Genomic DNA, 22,748 nt, shown 5'->3' on the forward strand with positions numbered 1-22,748 from the left:
AACTATAGTCCTCTTACACTGTCAATACAAAATATAGATTGCATTGTAAAAAATAGGAGAATTGATGCGTCTGCGTTATTTATCATTAGCATTATTGGCGTTGCCTGTGGCTGCATTTTCAGCCGAACCGGTAGAAAAACAAAATGTCGTGAGTTTTTCAGTAGATGTTGAGAAAGAAATTTCTCATGATTTACTCAAAGCAAGTTTATTTACTCAAATAGAGAAAAAAGATTTGGTCACCGCCAATAATGAAGTGAGTAACAACATAAATCGTGCTTTTGATATTTTAAAAGCTTATCCAGATGTTATATTGCGTGACAATTCTCGTAGCTCGCAAGTCCGTTATGATGATAAAGGTAAACAAAACGGTTGGATTGCACGCGGTCAGATCGTTTTGCAAAGCGAGAACCCTGACTCATTATCAAAAGTGATAAATGTATTGAATGGTATTTTAGCAATTGACTATATGGATTCTCAGGTGTCTTCTGCGGCAATTAGCCAAGTGGAGGATGAAATGATTCAACAAGCACTTGAAAGATTAGCGCATAAGGCAAAATTAATTCAACAATCGCTTGGGGCAAAAGGCTATAAAATTGTTGATTTGAATATTCGGACACCGATGGAAGGTGGCTATGTTGTGGGACGCCCTTATGTAGCAATGGCCAAAATGGCAAGCCCAACAACTAGTGATGTTCAGCTTAATAATGGCAAAGCGAATATTCATACTAGTATAGAGGCAAAAATCCAGCTTATTCAGGAATAAAATGACAGCTTGTTTCATTTCCGATAGAATGATGACAATTTTTTAACTAGCAATTGAGGTCTAAAATGAAAGTTGCAAAAAATGTGGTAGTGAGCATTGCTTATCAAGTTCGCACTCAAGATGGCGTACTTGTAGATGAAGCACCTGCAAATCAGCCTTTAGCGTATTTACAAGGGCATAACAATTTAGTCATTGGGTTAGAAAAAGCCCTTGAGGGAAAATCCGTTGGTGATAAATTTGAGGTTCGTGTTAAACCAGAAGAAGGATACGGAGATTATAACGAAAATTTAGTACAACGTGTACCGAAAGATGTGTTTGTTGGTGTCGATGAGCTTGTCGCAGGAATGCGTTTTATTGCTGAAACGGATGTTGGTCCATTGCCAGTAGTGATCACTGAAGTGGGCGAGAATGATGTAGTCGTTGATGGAAACCATATGCTTGCTGGTCAAGAATTATTATTTGATGTGGAAGTTGTGGGAACCCGTGAGGCAACCTTAGAAGAAATCGCTCACGGTCATATTCACCAAGAAGGTGGCTGCTGTGGCGGACACGGTGATAGCGATGAGCAAGGTCACGGTTGTGGTTGTGGAAGCCATCACCATCATCACGAGCACGAGCATCACGGCGGTGGTTGTTGCGGTGGTAAACACTAATTTAGTTAGTTTTACAAAAAAAGAGCGGTGTGTTTGCACCGCTCTTTTTGCATAACAGACCATAACTGAGACTTAATATCAACAGCAAGGGACTTTCGCATCCCCTAAGGTACCATCATCAATGGTATCTCTTGGTGTACCAAGCACTTCGTAAACTTTATCGCCATCTTTAAAAAACACAAAACCACCGTGTTCCATTTTTGTCCAAGTTTCATTTTTGGTCAATGGGAAAGTAGTAATAATGGTAACCTTATCTTTCTCTGTGGTATGTTGGCGAAAGTCAATCACACCATCATCATCAATACGTTGTGCCGTGCCGAAAGGTGCTTTACGCGTAATGTAATGCAAATTCGTAGAGCAGTGAGCAATCATCCATTGTCCGTTAGAAAGAATAAAATTAAATGTCCCACCTTGCACTAATTCTTTCGTAATCTCTTGAATAACTCGGAAAATTTGTTCTTCTGTGGGCTTTTTACGAAAGCGATTTTTTAACTGTTCAGCCATATAGCAAAAAGCGGCTTCTGAGTCAGTTGAACCAATGGGCTGGCAGAAACTTTGCGACATATCAGGGATACTTGTAAGATTGCCGTTGTGCGCAAATACCCAGTTTTCACCCCAAATTTCACGAATAAATGGGTGCGTATTTTCAATAGTTACCGCACCTTGCGTAGCTTTGCGAATGTGGGCAATCACGTTGAACGATTTAATGTGATATTGTTTTACACAATCAGCAATGGGGGAGCTATGCCCGGCTTGGTTATCGCGAAAAATACGCACACCTTTGCCTTCAAAAAAGGCAATGCCGAAACCGTCAGAATGGCTATCGGTAAGCCCTGCACGGCGGCGGAATCCTTCAAAAGAGAACACAATATCTGTGGGGGTATTGCAATTCATTCCTAATAGCTGACACATAACGAAACCTTAACTGATTTTAACTTTCTAAATCTTGTTTGATTTAACAAAAAAATTTACAAAAATTCAACCGCACTTTTAGATTAAAGGTGCATATCACATAACTTGGCGTTATTTGCTTTATTGCACCACCATTAAGCCCAAGCAACCTTTGTCGGCCGCCATCAGATCTGCCGCACCAAAGGTGAAAGGATGGCCATTTGAAGAAGGCTGTTGAAAGCGCACTAAAATCTGTACTTTGCCTTCAATCCACAGGCTGTCTTTCCACGCAAGATCGCTTTCTGCCACAGATTTATCATTAATACTTTCAATGATAAATTTTGCCCCCTGAATTTTAAATCCTGTCGGCTCGTTGCTCGTGATTGTCCAGCGTTCCGTGCTGTTTAATTCGGCATTTACATCAATGCGTCTAGGATCGAAACGTTGTTGATTGAGCATTCCATTATTCGCATCAAGTTGGAACTGACGCTCACGGCGAATTTCCGCCTTTAACGCTTGCGCTGCATCGGTGTTAAACTGCATTTCGTTGTTTTGCGCAAAGGCACTGCTTAAGCCTTGTGGACGTAGCTCAAGCACCGTGTTATCAAGCAGCTCTTCATCACTGGCGAAAAAGCCAGTGAGCTTACTGAAGAAATTTCGTTTTTTCCCCACGATTAAGGTGGCGTTTTCCCCTTCATTGAGATTAACAAGAATTTCAGCACGTTCGCTCGGTGCAAGAAAAAGCACTTTTTGGGTTTTAGCTTGTGGTAAAAAGCCTTGATCAAGTGCGATGAGTTGGAAATCGCGATCGTCATCAAAGCGTAATTCATAACGGCGCGAAAGGGAAGCGTTCAGCAAACGTAAACGCACAACGCCGCGCGGCACCTCTAAATAAGGTGCTTCTTGTCCATTGACAAATAAACGATTGCCGAAAAAGTGCGGTCGATTTTGTTGGAATAATTGCACCCCTTCATCATTTAATTGCATATCTTGCAAAATCAAAGGAATATCATTTACGCCATATTTTTGTGGCAAGCTTGATTTACGGCTTTCGTTATCTTCAATAATGCACACCCCGAGCAAACCACGATAAGTTTGATAAGCGGAATGCCCTAAGGTGCAAGCGGAATACCAGCAGGTACAGGCAGGTTGCGTAATCGGCAGAATTGGCGACCAGCCTTGCCCTTGCTTGAAAGGATGAGAGGCACCACCTAGTGATTCAGCGCTCACTTGCAGCCCTTGAATAGCTAGCGCCACCAGTTGCGACAAACTATTACGATAGTTCAACTTGGCAAAATCCCCTTGGCGCATTTTCAATGTAGGCCCTAAATAATTGCCATTAAATCCCCAAACTTCGCTGGCTTTTCCCCGCTCTAATTGAGTTTGCGCACTATTCATTTCTAGAAAAACAGGCTTACCACGGCGTGTTTCCATTAATGGCGGAACGCGCAAAGGCTGGCGATCAGCCGCCCATAATGGCGCTGGAATGGCAGAAAAAGCCCCCGCAGTAAGGGCTGTTTTGAAAAATTGACGGCGAGAAAAATGATTCATTTTATTTTGTTGAGTCTTGTTTAACTTGGCTGGCAGCAATTTCCGCATCCAGTTCGTTGATTCGCTGCTGCATTAAAGCATGGCAATAGCTCGCCAATTCACGCACATTGTCTTTGGTGTAAGCCGAAGTATCCACTGGTGGCAACATTTCACAGATCACCTTGCCATTATCCCAACGGTTAAGGTCGATTTTATTTTGTGTAGTGGAACAAACCACCGGCACAATTGGCACCCCAGCGGCAATGGCGGCGTGGAACGCCCCTGTTTTAAATGGCAGCAAACCACGTCCACGGCTACGCGTGCCTTCAGGAAACATCCAAATAGAAAGTTTATCACGGTTAATGCGTTCAGCCAGTTGAGCCATTGTGCTATGCGCTTTGGAACGGTTATCACGATCTAAAAAAATGTTACCCGATGCCCAATATAAAATGCCAAAAAACGGTATCCAAATCAGGCTTTTTTTCCCTACACTCACCGTGCGAGGCATCACCATATAAGAAATGGTGACCATATCGTAGTTATTTTGGTGGTTGCCAATGTAAATACACGGCCCGATTTTTTCAGCATTTGCAGGGTAACGATGTTCCACTTGCAAACCAAAAAGCGGATATAAACGCCCAAACCAACGCGCCACATCACCCACGTTACTTGGGTTTCTGAAACGAATGAGAGAATAGATTGTACCAAGTAAGCAAATTAGAACACTACATAACACAACAACAAAAACACGCAGAAATTTTAGCATAAAGATATATCCTGAAAAAAATTTACACAAGTATAGCGAAAATCCGCAAATATTTGTATCAATCCGCTAAAAAAATGCTAGGCTATCAAGCAATTTCATTTTTCCCAAAGACATTCAACAATGGCAAAGACCTATTTTATTGCAGATTTACATTTAAGCGAAAATCGCCCAGATTTAACCGCACTTTTTGTGGATTTTATGCAAAATCAAGCTCAAGATGCCGAAAGTTTGTATATTTTAGGCGATCTTTTTGATTTTTGGATTGGTGATGATGAGCATTCCCCTTTGATTGATTTAGTGAAACAGCAAATTCACTACTTAACGGAAAAAGGTGTGAAATGCTATTTTATGCACGGCAATCGTGATTTTCTTATCGGCAAAAAATTTGCCCAATCTTGCGGTTTAATACTGTTGCCAACCTATCACGTGATTGATTTGTACGGCACCCCCACTTTACTTTGCCACGGCGACACCCTTTGCATTGATGATGTGGCTTATCAACGCTATCGTAAAAAAGTGCATCAAAAATGGCGCCAATGGCTTTTTTTACATCTCCCTTTAAAAGTGCGGTTAAAAATTGCCGAGAAAATTCGTGCTAAAAGCAAACAAGATAAGCAGCATAAATCCCATCAAATTATGGACGTGAACGCTGATTTCGTGCTACAAACAATGCAACAATTTAACGTGCAACAACTCATCCACGGACATACGCATCGACAAAATTTGCATAAAATCCCACCGCACTTTGAGCGAATTGTGCTAGGCGATTGGGGGGAAACATCTTCAATCTTACAAGTTTCACCAGAAGGAAATCAGTTTATAAACCATCATCACAATACTTGATTTATTATGGCAATTGATGAAAATTGCACCGTATAACCGTTGCATTCTAGACTTTACTCCCACTTTCCCTTATAATTCGGCCCATCATCGACGCCCCCATAGCTCAGTCGGTCAGAGCAGTCGACTCATAATCGATTGGTCACAGGTTCAAGTCCTGTTGGGGGCACCAGCCAACTTGTAAAATAATGCTTACCCAGTAAAAACATAGAATTAATGTTTTTTGATATGTGCACCTAGTAAATAAAAGGTTTGTCATTGTAAACGTATTTATATCCCCAATAGTTCCCCTGAGTAACCATTTTTCAGTTGTGGTGGAAAGATTTTGGGATACACCACTTAAAGCTGTTGTCGTTTTTTATATAACTCATCAATGCTATCCTTATTTTTTCAAACCTTCAACCATTTTATCCGCTGTCATCTCCCCCTTATCAACTACTCATACAGGCTGAACTGATTTGGATTGAAGACAATTCTACAATGGGCAATGCAAATCAATTCCGCCTATGCTAACAGTTGATAATAGTACGCCACTACATCAGTTGGACAACCTTTAATGCTTTGGCTCCCCAGCGTAGTATCGTCTACTTTTGCTTCTCGCTTGAACAGAATTTTACAGATAAGTTCCTAGTTACGTTTCATTTTTTCTACTATAACCGTACTACTTAAACTAAAGTATACTCAGTTTTGGTTGAGTTTTTAGAAATTAGCTAAACTAGGCAAATCACGTCAAAGTGCCTTTTAGACACGACAAAACTTGATGCTGAGAATGATATTTTGGGTGGGGATCTAGAAAAGAAAAAAGCCTTAAGTTATTGATTTGAAAGGCTTAACTTACGACTTAATACAACATTCTTAATGGTGCCCGAGGGCGGACTTGAACCGCCACGACTCGAAAGTCGAGGGATTTTAAATCCCTTGTGTCTACCGATTTCACCACTCGGGCTGAGTGATATTGCTGACTGCGGTTGCATTATGGAGGCGTGTCCCGGAGTCGAACCGAGCTACATGGATTTGCAATCCAGTGCATAACCGCTTTGCTAACACGCCGTAGCGTAATTTGGAGCGGGAAACGAGGCTCGAACTCGCGACCCCGACCTTGGCAAGGTCGTGCTCTACCAACTGAGCTATTCCCGCTTTCGCTGCAACACATTCGCTGTCAGTGGCGTGCATTTTACTGACTTATTAAATGCTGTCAATTAAAAATATGCAAAAACATTATTGATTGATGAAAAAAAATGCAAGATAACAAAATATGTGCTAACACAGGGGCATTTATAGATAAATCTAGATTGGCTTTAGCTTGTTAGCTATCTCGAAACTAAATTTAAAATCTACTTTAAACAGGCGATCCTTTGTGCCAAAATGTGGCAATGCTATTTATCCATACTGCACTGCAACGTTCTCTGGCTGAATAAAAGTGCGGTGAAATTTTTTGCAATTTTTACGAGGAATAATATGACACAGCAATACAAAATCGAAACGCTACTTGCGCAAGCAGGTAATCGCACAGATGAAAGAACAGGTGCAGTTTCCACACCTATTTTCCTTTCTACCGCTTATGGTCATCACGGTATTGGGGAAAGCACGGGCTATGATTACACGCGCACGAAAAACCCAACACGCACGGTGTTAGAAGAAACGATTGCTAAATTAGAAGGCGGTGAGCGTGGTTTTGCTTGTGCCTCTGGTATGGCGGCAATTCAGTTAATTATGCAATTATTTGCCTCACCTGATGAATGGATTGTGTCTAGCGATGTGTATGGTGGCACTTATCGTTTATTAGATTTTGCCTATAAAAATACCCATGGGGTGAAGCCTGTTTATGTGAATACTGCTTCTATTGATGCCATTGAGCAGGCGATTACACCAAATACCAAAGCGATTTTTGTGGAAACGCCGTCAAATCCATTAATGGAAGAATGTAATGTGCCAGCCATTGCAAAATTGGCGAAAAAGCACAATTTATTACTTATCGTAGATAATACATTCTTAACGCCGGTGCTATTCCGTCCTTTGGAATGTGGCGCGGATATTGTGATCCACAGCGGAACAAAATATATCGCAGGGCATAATGATGCCTTAGTGGGCTTGGTGGTAGCCAATGGACAAGAGCTTTGTGATCGTCTGTTTTATATTCAAAATGGTGCGGGCGCAGTGCTTTCGCCATTTGATAGCTTTTTGACGATTCGTGGAATGAAAACCTTGGCGTTGCGTATGGAACGTCATCAAAAAAATGCGCAAGAACTCGCGAAATTCCTTGCTGAGCAGCCACAAGTGAAAGATGTGCTTTACCCAAATAAAGGGGGAATGCTCTCTTTCCGTTTGCAAGATGAATCTTGGGTTAATCCATTCTTGAAAGCGATTAAACTCATTACCTTTGCAGAAAGTCTTGGTGGCACAGAAAGTTTCATCACTTATCCTGCGACTCAAACCCATATGGATATTCCTGAGGCGGAGCGTATTGCGCGTGGTGTGTGTAATTGTCTGCTACGTTTCTCGGTGGGATTGGAAGATGTGGAAGATCTCAAAGCGGATCTGTTACAAGCTTTCGCCCAATTAAAATAACAAAACAGGGAGAATAAAATGAGAGTCGCTGTTTATAGTACAAAAAGCTACGATCGCAAATATTTAGAATTAGTCAATGTGAAGTATGGATTTGAGCTGGAGTTCTTTGATTTTATGCTCACGGAATCTACTGCCAAAATGGCAGAGCATTGCGATGTGGTGTGCATTTTTGTGAATGACGATGGCAGCCGAAAAGTATTAGAAAAATTGGCCGCACTCGGGGTAAAAATGGTTGCATTACGCTGCGCCGGTTTTAATAATGTAGATCTCAAGGCGGCACAAGAATTAGGTATTCAAGTTGTTCGCGTGCCAGCATATTCTCCAGAAGCGGTGGCAGAGCATACTGTAGGTTTAATGCTCACACTAAATCGGCGCATTCACCGCGCTTACCAACGTACTCGCGAGGCGAATTTTTCCCTTGAGGGATTAGCTGGATTTAATATGCACGGACGCACGGTTGGAGTGATTGGTACAGGGAAAATTGGCATTGCAGTAATGCGTATATTAAAGGGATTCGGTATGCATATTTTGGCCTACGATCCATTTAAAAACCCTGTTGCACAAGAATTAGGGGCAGAATATGTTTCTCTTGATGAATTATATGCCAGATCGCAAATTATCACCCTGCACTGCCCTGCAACGCCTGAAAACTATCATCTGCTCAATCGTGATGCTTTTGCCAAAATGCGCGATGGCGTGATGATTATTAATACAAGCCGTGGTACCTTAGTTGATACTCAAGCTGCCATTGATGCATTAAAACAACGTAAAATTGGTGCATTAGGAATGGATGTGTATGAAAATGAACGAGAGTTATTTTTTGAAGACAAATCCAATGAGGTTATTCAAGACGATGTCTTCCGCCGTTTATCTTCGTGCCATAACGTATTACTCACAGGACATCAGGCCTTCTTAACAGAAGAAGCGCTAACGAGCATTTCTAATGTTACTTTAGAAAATATTTACAGCCTAAAAACAGGCAAACCTTGCCCGAATTTAGTACTGCCATCTTAACTTTTAACAATTACATTGATTAGTGATGATAGCTTGAATTTGTGCTATCATCGCCTCATATTCAGGAAAACGCCATAACCTATGGCAAATTAGACAATAGACAAGACAAATAAGGAAAATAAAATGAGTGAAGTATTACATACAACTGATGCCACTTTCGAAGCTGATGTTTTAAGATCAGATGTGCCTGTATTATTAGATTTCTGGGCACCTTGGTGTGGTCCTTGCCGTATGGTTGGCCCAATTCTTGATGAATTAGCGGCAGAATTAGGCGATCAAGTGAAAATCGTGAAAATCAACATTGACGAAAACCAAGCAACACCAGCTCAATTTGGCGTTCGTAGCATTCCAACTTTATTAATGTTTAAAGAAGGAAAAGCCGTTGCTTCGCAAGTAGGCGCATTGCCTAAAAATCAATTAGCGGCATTTATTACAAAAAATAGCTAATTTTTATAATGTCAGGCATCCCGATAGATTTATCGGGATGTTTAATGATTCGTATCCTTTCTCAGCAATTGTAAAATTTGTTTTAATTTCTCTTCTAAAGGCGCAATAAAAGATAAGGCTTCTTGTGTTTTAGGATGTGCTAAGCGAATGGCATAAGCGTGCAAAAACAACCTGTCTAAGCCCAATTCCGCCATTTGGCTGTCAAACTGTTTATCACCATATTTGCTGTCTAAAGCAATGGGGTGACCAGCATATTGTGTATGCACACGAATTTGGTGAGTTCGCCCTGTAATGGGTGATGCTTTCACTAATGTTGCATTGCTGTATCGTTCTTCAATGCGAAATAAGGTTTCTGACGGCTTGCCCTGCTCGCTCACTCGTACAATCCGTTCACCGCCAGCTAATTCATTTTTCAGCAACGGCGCTTTAATCGCTTTGCAGTGAGATTGCCATTGCCCACGCACTAAAGCGAGATAATCTTTGCGCACGGTTTTATTCCGCAGCTGCTCGTGTAAATGTCGTAACGCAGAGCGTTTTTTCGCCACTAATAAAATGCCTGAAGTATCACGATCCAAACGATGTACCAATTCTAGAAAGCGTGCTTCAGGACGCAATGCTCTTAGAGCTTCTATCACGCCAAAATCTAATCCGCTGCCACCGTGTACCGCAATACCGGAAGGCTTGTTTAGCACCAATAACGCATCATCTTCAAAAATAATCTGCTGCTCTAATTGGGCCACTTTGTTGAGTTTTTTGGATACTGGTGCCTGCGTTTTCTCACTCACTCGTACAGGTGGTACACGCACAAGATCACCACTTTGTAGCTTATATTCAGGCTTAATTCGCCCTTTATTTACTCGTACTTCACCCTTACGTACAATCCGATAGATTAAACTTTTCGGCACGCCTTTGAGCTTATTTAACAAATAGTTATCAATGCGTTGGCCTGCTTCATCTTCGCTAATCTGCAACATTTTTACGCTAGGATTTACAATTTTCTCATCAGTGTTGTTAGACATTGGTTTCATTCTATCATTTGCAAAATTGGGCGGATTATAGCACAAATGCACGGATTTACCTTGCTAAAAAATCCCTATCGTTAGATAATAGAATCAATTTTTGCCAGCTTACTGGGAAAAATGAAGCAACCTCAAAGAATAACGCTGCAAATGGCATAAGACGTTGTTTTATAAAATAAATTTGTCTTTTTTGATTTTGTTACTGTGATAACAGAATAAAAAGCGGACAATTAAGTGTGATAAAAATCACCCACGCTTGCAAAAGAATTATTTCAGTCATTTTGTTTGTATCGAAAATAGCTCTTCGATAACGCAATCAATGCACCCAGCAACTGACAGTCGAGAGAATGACATTTTGCGACAGACACGAGGTCGATTGCGAAGCCAAAGTGCGGTGGTTTTTTATGACAAATTTAAGATGAAAATATAAGAGAAAATCGAATGAAAAGAATGTTAATCAACGCAACCCAAAAAGAAGAGTTGCGTGTTGCCCTCGTTGATGGGCAACGTTTGTTCGACTTGGATATTGAAAGTCCAGGCCACGAACAAAAAAAGGCTAATATTTATAAAGGCCGTATCACCCGTGTTGAACCTAGCCTTGAGGCCGCATTTGTTGATTACGGTGCGGAACGTCACGGTTTCCTTCCTTTAAAAGAAATTGCTCGTGAATACTTTCCTGCGGATTATGTATATCAAGGTCGCCCAAATATTCGTGATATTTTACGCGAAGGGCAAGAAGTAATTGTTCAAGTAAACAAAGAAGAACGTGGTAACAAAGGCGCCGCACTTACCACTTTCATTTCCTTGGCGGGCAGCTATTTGGTAATTATGCCAAATAACCCAAGAGCAGGTGGGATTTCTCGCCGTATTGAAGGTGAAGAACGCTTAGAATTAAAAGAAGCCTTGAGTTCGCTTGATGTGCCAGAAGGTGTGGGTTTAATCGTGCGTACCGCAGGCGTCGGCAAATCTCCTGAAGAATTACAGTGGGATTTAAAAGTGCTGTTACACCATTGGGAAGCCATTAAACAAGCCTCAGAAAGTCGTCCAGCCCCGTTCTTGATTCATCAGGAAAGTGATGTAATTGTACGTGCAATTCGTGATTATTTACGCCGGGATATCGGTGAAATTTTAATTGATAGTCAGAAAATTTACGAAAAGGCCAAAACACATATTAAATTAGTACGCCCTGACTTTCTCAATAGAGTCAAGCTATATCAAGGAGAAGTACCTTTATTCAGCCATTATCAAATTGAATCACAAATTGAATCAGCATTCCAACGTGAAGTGCGTTTACCCTCTGGTGGTTCTATTGTTATTGATGTCACTGAAGCACTTACTGCCATTGATATTAACTCGGCCCGCTCAACTCGTGGCGGTGATATTGAGGAAACAGCGCTCAATACCAATCTTGAAGCGGCTGATGAAATTGCACGTCAATTGCGTTTGCGTGATTTAGGGGGGTTGATTGTAATAGATTTCATCGATATGACACCAATTCGCCATCAACGTGAAGTGGAAAATCGCATTCGTGATGCCGTACGTCAAGATCGTGCACGTATCCAAATTAGCCGTATTTCGCGTTTCGGGTTGTTAGAAATGAGCCGTCAGCGTTTGAGCCCGTCTTTAGGGGAATCTTCTCACCACGTTTGTCCTCGTTGTCAAGGTACTGGGAAAATTCGTGATAATGAATCGCTCTCGTTATCCATTTTACGCTTATTGGAAGAAGAAGCGATCAAAGAAAATACCAAACAGGTCTATACCATTGTGCCGGTGCAAATTGCCTCTTACCTACTGAATGAAAAACGCAAGGCTATTAGTAGCATTGAAAAACGTCATAATGTAGACATTGTAGTTGCACCTAATGAGGAAATGGAAACGCCTCATTTTAGTGTTTTTCGTGTTCGCGAGGGAGAGAATTATCAGCATTTAAGCTATAACCTTGCTAAATTACACCGTGAGCAAGAAGATAACTTTGATGCAGAAGAATCTTTAGTAAGTCGTAATGTTGAAGCTGCGGCAGTAACGTCTGAACATGTACTAAAAGATGCAGCCGTATCCCTAGCAATTGAAACCCCAGCACCAATGCCTACAGAGTCCAAAAGTGCCGGATTAACAACTGTTATTGCAGGTTTTATAGCTAAACTTAAACGCTTTTTCACCTCAAAACCGGAACAAAAGAAAACTGCCCCACGCAATAAAAATAATCGTCGCCGCAATAACGAACGACGCAATACTAGACGTAATCGTAACGAGTATAAATCTGGTGAGGAGTTAAATAAACGTAATGAACGTGTGTCTGATAATTTAGATAACCGGTCAGGGCAAAATAAAACTAATAAGAAAGTATTACCGATCATTGAGGATACGATCGCACAGGCAGAAAATCTGACTACTGAAAATACTGCTCTTCCAGTACAACAGCGCCGTCAACGTCGTGATCTCCGAAAAAAAGTACGTATTGAGGAAAATCTAACTGATCCAGTAATAGCACAAAAGCAACAGTCAACTACCTTCCCTGCGATTGATGCAACAACAGAAGAAGTGGTTCAATCAACTATCGTTGTTGATGCTGAGGATTCAACTAGCGAAACTACGCAAAATGAGAACAAAAAGCGTCGTGATAATCGCCGCCGTTTACCTCGCCATTTGCGTATGCGTAAATATCGTACTGCAGATGAAAAATCACCAATGCCATTATTTGCAGCGGTGGCTTCACCTGAATTAGCAAGTGGTAAAGTTTGGATTGATAGTAGTGCATTTACAACAAATAAACCTAGCCATTTCTTATCGGTTGATGAATTACTGGAACAGCAAAACGCTACCGATGAGATGGCAATAACTACACCAGCAACAGAATTATTAGTTCAACAAGCTAGTGATGATCCTAAACCATTAACAGGCTTTGTCGCTCAGCCAGCCAATGCTTCTGTAGAGAAAAAAGTTCAAGCTTCCTTACAACGCTTGCAGAGCGAATGTAGTGCTGAATCTCACATACCGACAGAAACACAAAGTGAGCTAACTCAGTGTAATGCTCCAGTAGAAATCTCAGAAAAAATAGATCGTGATTATACATTTAACGGTCGCTTAGGAACCATTTCTGCGGTACCACACACCCATGCCGAAATGACTTTAGCTAAGACAATTGAAAGTATAGAAGGGGACTATCCTATAGTAGAATGGCGCGAATCACGTTACTATTTCTACGGTAAAGGGCCAGCAGGACATCACAACGCAATTAGCCACGTTTATGCCGAAGCGACTTCAGCTAAGATAGCTGAATAAGGTTCGTTCAAATGACTAATACGAATGCACCTTACCTTTCGGTAAGGTGCATTTTTATGAATATTATTTATAAAATTTTATGAGAATTTAATATGGCAACCTATTTAGTAGGCGATCTGCAAGGCTGTTATGATGAATTGCACGCGTTGTTGGAAAAGGTGAACTTTGATCCAAGCCAAGATGAGCTTTATTTAGTAGGCGATCTAGTGTCGCGTGGGGATAAGTCGCTTGAATGTTTACGTTTAGTCAGATCCCTTGGCAACGCAGCACATACCGTGCTTGGCAATCACGATTTGCACTTAATTTCCACCGCACTTGGAATAAAAAAAATCAAACCAAAGGATCGCGTGGATGCCATTTTCAACGCCCCTGATTTCCACGAGTTGATTGATTGGCTGCGCCTGCAACCCTTACTCATTCATAACCAACAGGCAGGATTTTTACTCACTCATGCTGGGATCTCGCCTGATTGGGATCTTGCCACCGCGAAAGCCTGTGCTGCCGAAGTGGAGCAAGTGCTATGCCACGGTGATTATTATACAATGATTGAACAGATGTATGATAACCAACCCGATCGCTGGTCGCCTGATTTGCAGGGTATTGATCGCCTACGTTACATTATTAATGTTTTTACCCGTATGCGTTTTTGTTACTATGATCACCGTCTTGATTTCACTTGCAAGGCCCCTGTTGACGAAGCACCTGCTGAGCTAACGCCTTGGTTTAGGCTTAATAATCCCCTATTGAAAACGGAAAATATCGTCTTTGGACATTGGGCAAGTTTAGTCGATACACCTACACCGACCAATATTTATGCCCTTGATACAGGCTGTGTGTGGGGTAATCGAATGACAATGCTACGCTGGGAAGATAAACGTTATTTCACCCAACCTGCAATCAAACAATATACTTAAAAATGAAAGAAAAACTGATTACTTCTGCCAGTTGCGAACTATTCAATCTTCCTTTTTTTCAGTTCGCCCAAATGAAAAAATTCTGTCCTGAACAAATCCCTCAAATTAAAGCAGATTACAAACGGGAATGGAATTTATGGAAAACGGCGATCTTGCAAGTGGCGCAGCGTCTTGGTACGCCTTTTGCAGAACCTCATATCGAAAAATGGTGCAATGGCTGGCAAGTGCGGGCGCATTTTTTTGCTTATTTCAAATATGAGTTTAATAAAAATTCAGCTGCCATTTTCTCGGTTATTTTAAACCGTCGCCGTTTACAAGTAAGCCTTGATTGGCACTGCTACCGCGCCGACCGCTCGCAAATTAATGTACAACAATACAATCAATGGTTCGAACAGCTGGATCAAACACAGTATGCCGATTTTGATTTTTGGAGCAGTAAGGAAAGCGAATACGCCGATTTTCGCAAAGTGCAGGATCTTTCTGAGCAGGATTTTGTGCTCCATAACGCAGAGGATTTTTTCTGTATTGGTAAAAATATTGAAAAAACTAAATTAGATCAAATTGATTCGCTAAAGTTTATTGTACAAGCAATCCAAGATTTACAGCCGTTATATGAAAAATGTCACTTAAAATAGCAACGTAACGGGTAAAACTATACAACAGTATTGAAAACGGGTAAATTCCTCGTAGCTCAGATATGTAGAGTGAAATAATCTCCACGGCAACATTACTTGATAGAAAAATTTGTACTGAAAAGAATTTAAGCTCACATACATCTAAAAGATGCATCTTATTCTATCGATTACCAGCTTGAGTTCCCTCTTCCACAATCAATGCTATGCCTATGTACAGAGTCGTATTTATATTTTATACTTTTCTAATCACATTCAGATACAAATAAAGCAGAAAAACAAATACTCTTTGTCATTTTCAAAGAATCATTTATTCCCAAAATAAAAGCTACTGTAAATTATGCAAATATCCATTACCCCCCACCAATCCCAAATCATTGCTTGGCAGCTATCCCGTAAAGCAGGCAGCAGTGAAGCGGACTTTTTTGGGCAAACGCTTGCCGATGCACAAGTCGATTTAAACCCGCACCAAGTGGAAGCGGCGATTTTTGCCTGTCAAAATCCGCTCTCCAAAGGCGTATTGCTGGCTGATGAAGTGGGACTTGGCAAAACCATTGAAGCAGGCCTTGTCATTGCCCAGCGGTGGGCGGAGCGTAAACGGCGGATTTTGATTATTGTGCCTGCCAATTTGCGTAAACAGTGGCATCAAGAATTGCTGGATAAGTTTGGTTTATCCTGCCTGATTTTAGAGAGTAAAAACTACAACGCCTTACAAAAATCTGGCGCGCCCAATCCTTTTTGCTATGAAGCAGGGCCTGTAATTTGTTCTTATCCGTTTGCCAAAGCAAAAGCCGATAATTTACAAGCCATTGACTGGGATTTGGTGGTGATGGACGAAGCGCACCGCCTGCGTAACGTTTATAAACCCAGCAATGTGGTAGGCAATACCCTAAAAACGGCGTTAGCACACGTTTCTGCCAAAGTTTTGCTCACTGCCACGCCGCTACAAAACAGCTTATTGGAATTGTACGGCTTAACCAGCTTGATTGATGAACGCATCTTTGGCGATTTAGATAGCTTTAAGACGCAATTTGGTGCCAAAGCCAGCGAAGCCGACTTAACACGATTACGCACTCGCCTTGCCCCCGTCTGCAAACGCACTTTACGCAGCCAAGTGATGCCGTATATTAACTACACCGCCCGTCACGCGATGGTGCAAGAATTCACCCCATCAGACCAAGAAAAAACCTTTTCTGACTTGGTGGCAGACTACCTACGCCGACCGCAACTGCACGGTTTACCCAACAATCAACGCCACCTTATTTCCTTGATATTATGGAAATTATTGGCATCCAGCAGCCGTGCTATTGCTGGCACCTTACAAACCATCGTCAACCGCTTAGAAGCCATCATCAACGAGGGCAAAGACAACGATCTTGCCTTAGACGATTACGAAAACTTTGACAACACCCAAGAAGAATGGGAAGAAGACAGCAATGAAGCAGAGGCAGAACAGCCCATCGGCAAAATTGAAGATGAAATTGCCGAACTCAAAAACTTCATCGCTATGGCACAAAACATCAAAGACGACGCCAAAGGACAAGCCCTGCTCACCGCCTTAGACCGCGCCTTTGCCGAACAAGCCAAGAAAAACGCCCCACAAAAAGCCATCATCTTCACCGAATCCCGCAAAACGCAAGACTACCTTTTAGAACGCCTACTCGACAGCCCTTACGGTAAAGACCCAGATAACATCGTCCTATTTAACGGCGACAACAGTGGCAAACAAGCCACGAAAATTTACCGCACTTGGCTAGAAAAACACCAAAACAGCGACAAAATCACAGGTTCCAAAACCGCCGACACCCGTGCCGCCTTAGTGGAACATTTTCGTGATAAAGCCAGTATTATGATAGCCACCGAAGCCGGTGCCGAAGGGATTAACCTACAATTTTGCTCCCTTGTTATCAACTATGACCTACCGTGGAATCCCCAGCGAGTGGAACAACGCATCGGACGCTGCCATCGTTACGGACAACAGCACGACGTCGTCGTTGTCAATTTCCTTGACAACAGCAACCCTGCCGACCAACGCGTTTATGAACTATTGGCAGAAAAATTCCAGCTTTTTGACGGCGTCTTTGGCTCCAGTGATGAAATCTTAGGCACCATCGGTTCAGGTGTTGACATTGAACGCCGTATCGCCGACATCTACCGCCATTGCCGTGAACCCAAAACCATTCAGGCAGCCTTTGATACCCTACAACAAGAACTCAAAGACCAAATCGACGCTGCCATACGCCAAACACGCGGACAAATCCTAGAAAACTTCGACGAAAGCGTCCAAGAACGCCTAAATTTCAGAGCCAACCAAAGCGAGCAATCCCGCAACCGCTACGAACAACGCCTACTCACCCTCACCCGAGCAGAATTACACGGCTATGCCGACTTTGACAACAACGGTTTTACCCTGCACAGGCTACCTGAAAACCTGTCAGATATTCCCCTAGGACGCTACGAACTCCCACGCCGTAACCCAGAAGCACATCTTTATCGCATTAGCCATCCATTGGCTCAAGCCATTATTGCCCAAGCCAAAAACCGCACTTGCCCTTATGCCACGCTTACCTTTGACTACCAAGCCTATCCGAGCAAAATCAGCTCCCTAGAGCCCTACATCGGGCAAAGCGGACAACTGATTGCTAAATTGATAACGGTAAGTGCTTTTGACCAAAGCGAAGAGCATTTGATTATCAGTGCGGTAACAGACAATGGTGAAGTGTTAGTGGAGGACGACCCTGAAAAAATGCTGAAACTCCCCGTTAGCACAATACAAAACCCGAGTCAGGCGATACAAATCACGCCTGCCCTTGCCACCGACAGCGAGCAACGGCAGAATGACTTGTTACGCAGTATCAACCAACAAAACCTAAGCTATTTTGATACCGAAATCCAAAAAATCGACGGTTGGGCAGACGACCTCAAACAAGGCCTAGAGCAAGAAATCAAAGACATTGACCGACAAATCAAAGAAATCCGCAAAGCCGCTGCCATCGCCCCAACGCTAGAAGAAAAACTGAGCTGCCAACAACAGCAACGCCAGCTGGAAGGCAAGCGCAACAAAAAACGCCGTGAATTATTTGATAAACAAGATGAAATAGACGCCAAGCGTGATGAGCTAATAGCACAGTTACAAGCACAACTTGAGCAGAAAGTGGATGTGGTAGAATTGTTTAGGATTGGATGGAAATATTTATTTCGTGACATCAAGTTAAAATCTAATGTATATAACACACTGTTACTTGATGAGTTATCGTTGAGCTTTAATTACTCATCAGGTTCTATAACTATTATTTTAAATTTTTACTATAGTTAAAGTTTTGGAGTTTTCTGTGATAAATAATATAAAAAAGAGACCAAAAATTCTATCCTTATTTTCAGGTTGTGGAGGATTAGATTTGGGATTTCACTTAGCTGGATATGAAACTATTTGGGCAAATGATTTTTCACATTGGGCATGCGAGTCGTTTCGCAAAAATTTTGGAGATGTTATTGTCGAAGGTGATATTGAAAAAATTGACCCAAGTTCCTCCAATATTCCTGATTGCGATATTATCTTGGGTGGTTTTCCGTGTCAGGATTTTTCAGTTATATGGAAACAGCCAGGCTTAGATGGTGAACGTGGTAATTTATATAAAAGTTTTCTACGATTTGTTGCTGTAAAAAAACCCAAGGTTTTTGTTGCAGAAAATGTTAAAGGTATATTAACTGCTAATAAGAAACGCGCAATTCAACAAATCATTGAAGACTTTGAATCTTGTGGTTATTACGTTCAGGCGAAATTATATAATTTTGCTGAGTTTGGTGTGCCTCAATTTAGAGAGCGTGTACTGATTGTAGGTGTACGTTTAGATACAGGATTTAATTTTAGGCATCCCGACCCCACTCATTCTGATGATCCTAATAGTCATTTAAAACCTTTTGTTACAGCAGGAGAAGCTATTGCCAATATTCCACAAGATGCGCTTAATAATGAGTTATTAAAAATTAGCGATAAAACCAAAAGAATGCTGGAAATGATCCCCGAAGGTGGTAATTTTACTGATATTCCCAAAGATCACCCATTATACGTTAAGGGTATGATTAGCCATGTTTATCGGCGTATGCACCGCAATCAACCCGCAAAAACTATTATTGCAGCTGGTGGTGGAGGGACCTGGGGCTATCATTATCCAGAGCCAAGAGCATTTACCAATCGTGAACGTGCTCGTTTACAAAGTTTTCCTGATAGTTTTGAATTTATCGGTTCGACTACTGAAGTACGTCGTCAAATTGGTAATGCTGTACCACCACAAGGTGTTGTGGCTTTAGCAAAGGCAATTCTTCCTATTTTTTCAGATAATTATGAAAAAGTAGATCTATATCAAAAATTGCAAGAAGAAAAGGATATTTTATTTCATCATCGATTGAATAAAATTCGTGGAGGCAAGTAAATGGATACTGTGTTTTCAAATATTGCTGGTGCAAAAATTACCACAAAATCTCTCAACCAAGTATGGATGAATTTATTTCGCCATTCTGATGAAGTGTTGATGGCAACTGGATATGTATCAAATGATGCTGTTCAAGAATTGCATAAGATATTAGAGCAAAACCAACAAATTGCCAAAGTGAAGCTGTTAGTAGGTATGCACTATTTAGAAGGTTTTAGCAAACCACAGTACCAAAGTTTATGCGAGCTTAATGCTTTCTTACAAGAACACAATAGAGGTACGGTTTATGTTACACCATTTGTCAAATTTCATGGAAAAATGTATGCATTTAAATCAGGTAGCTCGTTAGATGGTTTAATCGGTTCAGCAAATTTAACTTGTTTTTGGGATAAAACCGAGCGAACTTATGAAACTATGATTCATTTAGATGACCACATCAATGCACAAAAGCTTCATGATGATATTCACAAAACCATACAATCTTTAGGGAAACCAATTAATCAAGTCGATGCTCCAACAGAGTTTAAAGCACATAATGTTCACTTAGAACAGTGTCTTGGTGTAGAGAAAATCCCTCCTGAAGAGACAGCCACTTTATTTAGTCAGAAATCGAAATATATTTTTAATATTCCAGCAAAAACAGAAGAAAAAAGCAATTTAAATGTCTTTTTTGGTGAAGGCAGAAAAGACAAAAGGGGATTTGTTAAATCCTCGCCCATGGTATGAAGTAGAAATTATTGTACCAAGTGATATAACCAATAAGGATGGTTACCCCTATCATGAAACTTTTATGGTTATCACTGATGATGGCTGGAAATTCCAATGTAAAACATCAGGAGACTATGCTAAAAATTTACGTTCTGAAAATGATTTAAAAACCCTAGGAAAATGGATTAAAGGGCGATTAGAAATTTCAGGCTGCTTGAAAACAGGAGAAAAAATTACTAGAGAGACTTTAGACCAGTATGGTAATCATTTTTTCACACTTCGCTCCACAGACGTTCCAGACCTTTGGTTATTATCTTTTAAGGGGAAATAGATGTTACAAGCCTATTTAAATAAACTAAGCCCACCTGAATTAGTTGCTTCAGTACAAGAAACTGTAGATGGTTTTATGGAAAAATTTACTGCATTAGAGCTAAAGAAAACACAAAATGTATTAATGCTTGGCAATGTGCAAAGTGGTAAGACAGCACAAGTGTTGGGGATTTTGAGTGCGCTAGCAGATGATGGCGACCATAAAATTTTTTTGTATCTCACTACGGATAGTGTTGATCTACAGGATCAGACTTTCGAGCGTGCTAAAGACAGCTTAGATAAATTTATTGTTTTATCTGAAACCGATGATAGCAGTTTCACTCAAATAATGAAGGCAGATAATCCTATTTTAGTGGTCATTAAGAAAAATGCTAACATTTTAAAACGTTGGCGCAATTTGTTTGCCAGTCAAGAGAGTTTGAAGGGTTATCCATTGGTTATTGTTGATGATGAGGCAGATGCTGCCAGTTTAAATACCAATGCCGATAAACGAAATAAAGATGCCAGTACAATTAATAATCTATTAAATGAGATTAAAAATACTTGCTGTCAAAGTCTATTTATTCAGCTCACTGCTACACCACAGTCTTTGTTTTTGCAGCACGAAGAATCAAATTGGAAACCAGAGTTTGTTCATTTTTTTGAAGCAGGAGAGAAATATATTGGTGGAAACTTTGTATTTTCTGATCCACCAAGCTATATTGTTCGCTTTATTGATCCAGAATTAGATACGATGCAAGATGAAAGCAATGAAATCGCTAATGGCGTTAGCCAAGCCTTACAAAGCTTTTTACTAACTTGTGCAGAATTTGACTTATGTGGCAAAAGTAACTGTAATTTTGCCTTACATCCAAGTTATAAAATTCAAGACCACAAAACTTTTGCTCATAAAATTCAGGCTTGTTTAAATGATTTAGTACAGGCTGTGAATAATGATGAAAATTTTGCAAATAGTTTTTTTGATAATTATCAGGACTTAAAACAAACCAAGCCTGATATTCACCATTTTGAAGATATATATAAAAGGCTAACCACAATTCTAGAAAATAAACAAATAAATATTGTAGTATTAAACTCCAAAACAGAAAGTAATTTTAAACTGGATCAAGGGTTTAATATTATTATTGGCGGTAATGTTATTGGGCGCGGTTTAACCATCCCAAAACTGCAAACTGTTTATTATAGTCGTACCGCAAAAAAACCAAATGCTGATACCTTTTGGCAACATTCTAGAATCTTTGGTTATGATCGAAATCCGATGTTATTGCGTCTTTATATACCTGTTGATGTATATCATTTTTTTACAGCACTCAATCAAGCTAATAATTTGATTATTGAGCAAGCCAAACAAGATAATGGACAAGTCCAAGTTATTTACCCTAAAAATATTAGTCCAACACGAAAAAATGTACTAAAAACAAGCCAACTAAATCAGCTTGTCGGCGGTGTGAATTACTTTCCATCTAATCCTGATGAACATAATCTTGCTGCAATCAATAGATTATTGCCAAGTATTTTTGAGAGTAAACAAAAAGGTGGTGATTTATATCAGATTGATTCTGAAGTCTTATTTTTAATACTAGATAACTTAGGGCAGTATGCACCAGAAGATTGGGATAAAGAAAAAATTATCAGTAGTATTAAAGCATTGCAGTCCCAACGCCCAAGTTTTAACAACTATGTATTGATTAAACAACAACGAAAATTAGCAAAGGGCACAGGAACTATGCTTTCTGAGGATGACCGTAAACTTAGTAATCAATATCCTGATGATCTATTTTTAACACTCTATCAAATTGTTGGTGATAAAAATAAAGGTTGGCAGGGTGATAATTTTTGGCTAGCAAACATTAAGTTACCACATAAAGGATTAGTTTACTGGAGTGTACTAGATGATTAGTTTGCCTGCATTCATCTCATATGTAAGCCCTTAGATATGATTAAAATGATCTATTAAT

Annotated in this window: 18 protein-coding genes and 4 tRNA genes; 15 read left to right on the forward strand and 7 right to left on the reverse strand. The window is 40.6% G+C overall.

The annotated features are described in order from the left end of the window. Nucleotides 1-64: 64 nt before the first annotated feature. On the forward strand, nucleotides 65-763 hold the full coding sequence (locus L5B71_RS05360; protein WP_265757343.1) for an SIMPL domain-containing protein: 699 nt from the start codon (nucleotides 65-67) through the stop codon (nucleotides 761-763). Between the two features lie 65 nt (nucleotides 764-828). Further along, nucleotides 829-1,416, forward strand: coding sequence for a peptidylprolyl isomerase (slyD, locus tag L5B71_RS05365; protein WP_265757344.1), 588 nt, complete (start codon nucleotides 829-831; stop codon nucleotides 1,414-1,416). 78 nt (nucleotides 1,417-1,494) lie between these two features. Here slyD and L5B71_RS05370 read toward each other — a convergent pair whose 3' ends face one another. From L5B71_RS05370 to L5B71_RS05380, 3 genes are all read right to left on the reverse strand, one after another. Continuing rightward, nucleotides 1,495-2,328, reverse strand: a complete 834-nt coding sequence (locus L5B71_RS05370) for a class II glutamine amidotransferase (protein WP_265757345.1) — start codon at nucleotides 2,326-2,328, stop codon at nucleotides 1,495-1,497. A gap of 120 nt (nucleotides 2,329-2,448) precedes the next feature. After that, the gene (locus tag L5B71_RS05375; RefSeq protein WP_265757346.1) at nucleotides 2,449-3,858 is read right to left on the reverse strand and encodes a multicopper oxidase domain-containing protein; all 1,410 of its coding nucleotides are present in this window, start codon (nucleotides 3,856-3,858) and stop codon (nucleotides 2,449-2,451) included. 1 nt (nucleotide 3,859) lies between these two features. Further along, complete coding sequence (locus L5B71_RS05380; protein ID WP_265757347.1) at nucleotides 3,860-4,603, reverse strand: 1-acylglycerol-3-phosphate O-acyltransferase; 744 nt, start codon at nucleotides 4,601-4,603, stop codon at nucleotides 3,860-3,862. 120 nt (nucleotides 4,604-4,723) lie between these two features. Here L5B71_RS05380 and lpxH point away from each other — a divergent pair, with 120 nt between their 5' ends. Both lpxH and L5B71_RS05390 read left to right on the forward strand, forming a co-directional pair. Then, nucleotides 4,724-5,446 (forward strand): UDP-2,3-diacylglucosamine diphosphatase, encoded by a 723-nt coding sequence (gene lpxH, locus L5B71_RS05385; protein ID WP_265757348.1) that lies wholly within the window; start codon nucleotides 4,724-4,726, stop codon nucleotides 5,444-5,446. 92 nt (nucleotides 5,447-5,538) lie between these two features. After that, nucleotides 5,539-5,615, forward strand: a tRNA-Ile gene (locus L5B71_RS05390). A gap of 687 nt (nucleotides 5,616-6,302) precedes the next feature. On the opposite strand, the gene L5B71_RS05395 is transcribed toward L5B71_RS05390, so the two are convergent. From L5B71_RS05395 to L5B71_RS05405, 3 genes are all read right to left on the reverse strand, one after another. Next, nucleotides 6,303-6,389: transfer RNA gene (locus L5B71_RS05395), tRNA-Leu, on the reverse strand. Nucleotides 6,390-6,419: 30 nt separating this feature from the next. Continuing rightward, nucleotides 6,420-6,493 (reverse strand) — tRNA-Cys (locus tag L5B71_RS05400). Between the two features lie 11 nt (nucleotides 6,494-6,504). Continuing rightward, nucleotides 6,505-6,580, reverse strand: a tRNA-Gly gene (locus L5B71_RS05405). 321 nt (nucleotides 6,581-6,901) lie between these two features. On the opposite strand from L5B71_RS05405, the gene L5B71_RS05410 reads away from it, so the two are divergent. From L5B71_RS05410 to trxA, 3 genes are all read left to right on the forward strand, one after another. Continuing rightward, the gene (locus L5B71_RS05410) at nucleotides 6,902-8,011 is read left to right on the forward strand and encodes a methionine biosynthesis PLP-dependent protein (protein WP_265757349.1); all 1,110 of its coding nucleotides are present in this window, start codon (nucleotides 6,902-6,904) and stop codon (nucleotides 8,009-8,011) included. Nucleotides 8,012-8,029: 18 nt separating this feature from the next. Next, a complete protein-coding gene (locus L5B71_RS05415) occupies nucleotides 8,030-9,025 on the forward strand; it encodes a 2-hydroxyacid dehydrogenase (protein ID WP_265757350.1) in 996 nt (331 codons plus the stop codon). 123 nt (nucleotides 9,026-9,148) lie between these two features. Next, on the forward strand, nucleotides 9,149-9,472 hold the full coding sequence (gene trxA, locus L5B71_RS05420; RefSeq protein WP_265757351.1) for a thioredoxin: 324 nt from the start codon (nucleotides 9,149-9,151) through the stop codon (nucleotides 9,470-9,472). 41 nt (nucleotides 9,473-9,513) lie between these two features. Here the strand turns inward: trxA and rluC are convergent, their stop codons facing one another. After that, complete coding sequence (gene rluC / locus L5B71_RS05425; protein WP_265757352.1) at nucleotides 9,514-10,491, reverse strand: 23S rRNA pseudouridine(955/2504/2580) synthase RluC; 978 nt, start codon at nucleotides 10,489-10,491, stop codon at nucleotides 9,514-9,516. Between the two features lie 441 nt (nucleotides 10,492-10,932). Between rluC and rne the strand changes: the two genes are divergently transcribed. The 8 genes from rne to L5B71_RS05465 all read left to right on the forward strand — a co-directional run bounded on the left by rne (nucleotide 10,933) and on the right by L5B71_RS05465 (nucleotide 22,690). Then, the gene (rne, locus tag L5B71_RS05430; protein ID WP_265757353.1) at nucleotides 10,933-13,773 is read left to right on the forward strand and encodes a ribonuclease E; all 2,841 of its coding nucleotides are present in this window, start codon (nucleotides 10,933-10,935) and stop codon (nucleotides 13,771-13,773) included. Between the two features lie 92 nt (nucleotides 13,774-13,865). Continuing rightward, nucleotides 13,866-14,687 carry a bis(5'-nucleosyl)-tetraphosphatase (symmetrical) ApaH gene (apaH, locus tag L5B71_RS05435; protein ID WP_265757354.1) on the forward strand — a complete coding sequence of 274 codons (822 nt, stop codon included), beginning with the start codon at nucleotides 13,866-13,868 and terminating at the stop codon, nucleotides 14,685-14,687. A gap of 2 nt (nucleotides 14,688-14,689) precedes the next feature. Next, nucleotides 14,690-15,322, forward strand: coding sequence for an HI_0552 family protein (locus L5B71_RS05440; RefSeq protein WP_265757355.1), 633 nt, complete (start codon nucleotides 14,690-14,692; stop codon nucleotides 15,320-15,322). Nucleotides 15,323-15,656: 334 nt separating this feature from the next. Continuing rightward, nucleotides 15,657-18,635, forward strand: coding sequence for an SNF2-related protein (locus tag L5B71_RS05445; protein WP_442780741.1), 2,979 nt, complete (start codon nucleotides 15,657-15,659; stop codon nucleotides 18,633-18,635). A gap of 16 nt (nucleotides 18,636-18,651) precedes the next feature. Beyond that, complete coding sequence (locus L5B71_RS05450; RefSeq protein WP_265757357.1) at nucleotides 18,652-19,752, forward strand: DNA cytosine methyltransferase; 1,101 nt, start codon at nucleotides 18,652-18,654, stop codon at nucleotides 19,750-19,752. Continuing rightward, nucleotides 19,753-20,478: a restriction endonuclease PLD domain-containing protein gene (locus L5B71_RS05455; RefSeq protein ID WP_265757358.1), complete on the forward strand. Its 726-nt coding sequence runs from the start codon at nucleotides 19,753-19,755 to the stop codon at nucleotides 20,476-20,478. It begins immediately after the preceding gene. Then, nucleotides 20,414-20,791, forward strand: coding sequence for a restriction endonuclease PLD domain-containing protein (locus tag L5B71_RS05460; RefSeq protein ID WP_265757359.1), 378 nt, complete (start codon nucleotides 20,414-20,416; stop codon nucleotides 20,789-20,791). Before L5B71_RS05455 ends, L5B71_RS05460 begins: the two co-directional genes overlap by 65 nt. Then, complete coding sequence (locus L5B71_RS05465; RefSeq protein WP_265757360.1) at nucleotides 20,792-22,690, forward strand: Z1 domain-containing protein; 1,899 nt, start codon at nucleotides 20,792-20,794, stop codon at nucleotides 22,688-22,690. Nucleotides 22,691-22,748: the final 58 nt, after the last annotated feature.

The sequence above is a fragment of the Avibacterium sp. 21-586 genome (genome assembly GCF_026226775.1).
Taxonomy (GTDB): domain Bacteria; phylum Pseudomonadota; class Gammaproteobacteria; order Enterobacterales; family Pasteurellaceae; genus Avibacterium.